The following is a 3,332-nucleotide window of genomic DNA, read 5'->3' as shown; positions in this document are numbered from 1 at the left end:
GCTCCGACTGATTTCCCAATCCAATTTCTTTGTGATTCTTTGATAGATTCACTCCAATCAATCGTATCCAAACCTTGCAACAAACGCTCAGCATACGCAGAAATTCGCATACTCCATTGCGTCATTTTTTTACGAATTACGGGATGACCACCGCGTTCAGAAACACCGTTCACAATTTCATCGTTTGCTAAAACAGTTCCTAAAGCGGGACACCAGTTTACTTCGGTTTCGGCCAAATAGGTTAAGCGATACTGTAAAAGAATTTCTTGTTGTTTTTCGGTTGAAAAGGAATTCCATTCAGCCGCTGTAAACAGTTCGACTCCATCATCACAAACCAAATCTACATTGGCATTTCCTTCGGCTTCAAAAACTTTTACCAATTCAGAAATTGGAAATGCTTTATCTGCTTTTTTGCAATAATACGATTCAAATAATTGAATAAAAACCCATTGGGTCCATTTGTAATAATCGGGATTAGAGGTACGAACTTCTCTACTCCAGTCGAATGAAAAACCGATTTTATCTAATTGTTCCCGGTAACGAGCGATATTCTCTTTGGTTGTTTTTTCCGGATGTTGTCCGGTTTGAATGGCATATTGTTCCGCTGGCAGTCCGAACGAGTCATAGCCTTGCGGATGCAACACATTAAACCCTTTATGTCTTTTGTAACGAGCCACGATGTCTGAAGCAATATAGCCTAGCGGATGCCCCACGTGCAATCCGGCTCCGGATGGATACGGAAACATATCCAACACATAATATTTTGGTTTATCGGAATTATTTTGAGCAGCAAAAGTTTGGTTTTTGGCCCAATATTCTTGCCACTTGGCTTCAATTTGTTCGTGAAAGTATTTCATATTTTAGGTGCTGAGGAACTGAGTTTCTGAGTTGCTAAGGTTTTTTAAACGGCAAATTTACGTTTATTGTACTAAACTCAAAACTTTAGCCGTTATAAACTGTGGTTTAACCAATTTCTTTTTTAATTTTACGGCTTAAACTATTTTTTATGGCATCATCTTACGAAAAGTATCAAAAAAGACGACTCATTTCATCCTATTTTTCAGTAGTATTAAGTGTTTTTTTAGTGCTTTTTTTGTTGGGTTTATTGAGTTTATTTGTAATTAATTCCAAAAAACTTTCCGATGATTTCAAGGAAGAAATTCCAATGTCGGTTTATTTTAAAGATGCGGCCAGCGATAGTATTTTGAAAGCTTTTGGCGAAAAACTGAAAGCTTCAGCCTTTGTAAAAACCGATACTTTTGTATCCAAAGAAACGGCCGCTTCTAAACATAAAGATATTATAGGCGAAGATTTTATGCAGTTTTTGGGTTTTAATCCGTTGCAAAATTCATATGATATTCATCTCAAAGCTGACTACGTTCAAGTTGATAGCATCAAAAAAATTGAACAGGATTTCAAGCAGAATAAAATGATTTCTGACATCGTTTACGACAAACATTTGGTGGATTTAGTCAACGACAATGTCAAAAAAATAACGTTTTGGATGCTGGTTATCACGGGGTTTTTAGCCTTAATAGCCGTTTTATTGATAAATAGCTCCATGCGATTATCTATTTATTCCAACCGATTTATTATTAAAACCATGCAAATGGTAGGTGCAACCAAATCGTTTATTCGCAAACCTTTTATTATGCGAAGCATTAAACTAGGAATTGTAGGTGCTTTATTAGCCATAATGGGCATTGTGGGTGTATTATTTTACATCGATAGTAATTTTCCTAAATTGGGAATTTTAGAAAACCAATTGATGATAGGTGTCGTTTTATTGGGCGTATTGGTATTGGGAATCTTAATTTCCTGGTTCAGTACTTTCTTTGCTACTCAAAAATTCTTGAACCTTAGAACAGACGATTTATACTAAAAATATGAGCAACAAAAACGAACAAAAACAGGAATTTCTTTTTGAAAAAGTAAATTATAAAATTCTATTAATTGGTATTGCCATTATTACCTTGGGTTTTATTTTGATGAGTGGTGGCGGTAGTGATGACCCAAAAGTTTTTAGCGAAGCGATTTTTGATTTTAGAAGAATTCGATTGGCACCAACAGTTGTGCTAGCCGGATTTGGCGTAGTGATTTATGCTATTTTGAAAAACCCTAAAAAGGATTAACAGATTTTCAGATTATTATATTTTTGGATAATCTATTAATCGATTCCGATAGCTATCGGAACTAAAAATCTAACTATCTACTTCCAATGGATTTATTACACGCAATACTTATAGCCATAATTGAAGGTTTAACCGAATATCTTCCGGTTTCTTCAACGGCTCACATGATTTTCACGAGTTCCTTTTTTGGGATTCAGGAAGATGACTTTGTCAAATTATTTCAAGTTTCCATTCAATTTGGAGCTATTTTAGCTGTTGTCTTTTTGTATTGGCGAAAATTTTTCAACTTCTCTAAATTTAATTTTTATATCAAATTGGCCGCAGCAGTGATTCCGGCATTGGTTTTAGGAAAATTATTTGATGATAAGATTGATGCGGTTTTAGGAAATCCAATTCCCATTGCGATAGTTTTAATTTTAGGAGGTATCGTTTTACTTTTTATTGACAAAAGATTTCAAAACCCAACAGTTGTAACTGAAGAAGAAATTACCCTCAAGAAAGCGGTAACTATTGGCTTCTGGCAATGTTTGGCTATGATGCCCGGAACCAGTAGAAGTGCTGCTTCAATTATTGGTGGCATGCAACAAGGTTTAACGCGTGCTGTGGCAGCTGAGTTTTCTTTTTTCTTAGCTGTCCCAACTATGTTGGCCGTAACCGTTTATTCCTTATTCTTAAAAACCTACGAAGTAAGTCAGCTCAAAGGATACGAACTTCTTTTAGAAGGCCATAATTTCAAATTCTTTTTAATCGGAAACGCTATTGCTTTTGTGGTAGCCGTTTTGGCTATCAAATTGTTTATTGAAGTCATCAAAAAATACGGATTTAAACCGTGGGGTTACTATCGTATTATAGTTGGAGTGCTTTTATTGATTTATTTTTCTGTAAACTAATGACAACTGAAGAAATTCTGGAAGGACAAGTACTTTTGATAGACAAACCCTTGAGATGGTCGTCTTTTCAGGCGGTAAACAAACTCAAGTACGCTTTGATTCGGCATTTGGGACTTTCAAAAAAATTTAAAATTGGTCATGCCGGTACACTAGATCCGTTGGCTACAGGTTTGTTAATCGTTTGTACCGGAAAATTCACCAAACGCATCACCGAAATTCAAGGACAAGCCAAAGAATATACCGGAACATTTCTTTTAGGTGCTACTACTCCATCCTATGATTTAGAAACGGAAATCGATGAAAATTTTTC

General features: G+C 35.5%; 4 protein-coding genes and 1 pseudogene. 4 read left to right on the top strand and 1 reads right to left on the bottom strand.

The window, feature by feature from the left end; all coding sequences use genetic code 11:
- A partial coding sequence (locus tag V7M80_RS04085) for a class I tRNA ligase family protein (protein WP_333694346.1) occupies positions 1 to 857 on the bottom strand: 857 nt, incomplete at its 3' end.
- A gap of 149 nt (positions 858 to 1,006) precedes the next feature.
- On the opposite strand from V7M80_RS04085, the gene V7M80_RS04080 reads away from it, so the two are divergent.
- From V7M80_RS04080 to V7M80_RS04065, 4 genes and pseudogenes are all read left to right on the top strand, one after another.
- Entirely contained in the window at positions 1,007 to 1,882 is an 876-nt protein-coding gene (locus V7M80_RS04080) for a cell division protein FtsX (protein ID WP_333694212.1), read from the top strand.
- Between the two features lie 4 nt (positions 1,883 to 1,886).
- Entirely contained in the window at positions 1,887 to 2,132 is a 246-nt protein-coding gene (locus V7M80_RS04075) for a DUF3098 domain-containing protein (RefSeq protein WP_333694210.1), read from the top strand.
- Positions 2,133 to 2,218: 86 nt separating this feature from the next.
- A complete protein-coding gene (locus tag V7M80_RS04070) occupies positions 2,219 to 3,022 on the top strand; it encodes an undecaprenyl-diphosphate phosphatase (protein ID WP_333694208.1) in 804 nt (267 codons plus the stop codon).
- A pseudogene (locus V7M80_RS04065) lies at positions 3,022 to 3,332 on the top strand (tRNA pseudouridine(55) synthase TruB); the annotation flags it as partial. The gene V7M80_RS04070 and the pseudogene V7M80_RS04065, both read left to right, overlap by 1 nt.

The organism is Flavobacterium sp., from assembly GCF_036759525.1.
Classification (GTDB): domain Bacteria; phylum Bacteroidota; class Bacteroidia; order Flavobacteriales; family Flavobacteriaceae; genus Flavobacterium.
This window is presented reverse-complemented; position numbering and strand designations above follow the sequence as displayed.

Excerpts from the sequence above, each read along its gene's own strand:
- V7M80_RS04080 (WP_333694212.1), top strand. The coding sequence starts at position 1,007 with ATGGCATCATCTTACGAAAAGTATCAAAAAAGACGACTCATTTCATCC.
- V7M80_RS04075 (WP_333694210.1), top strand. The coding sequence starts at position 1,887 with ATGAGCAACAAAAACGAACAAAAACAGGAATTTCTTTTTGAAAAAGTA.
- V7M80_RS04070 (WP_333694208.1), top strand. The coding sequence starts at position 2,219 with ATGGATTTATTACACGCAATACTTATAGCCATAATTGAAGGTTTAACC.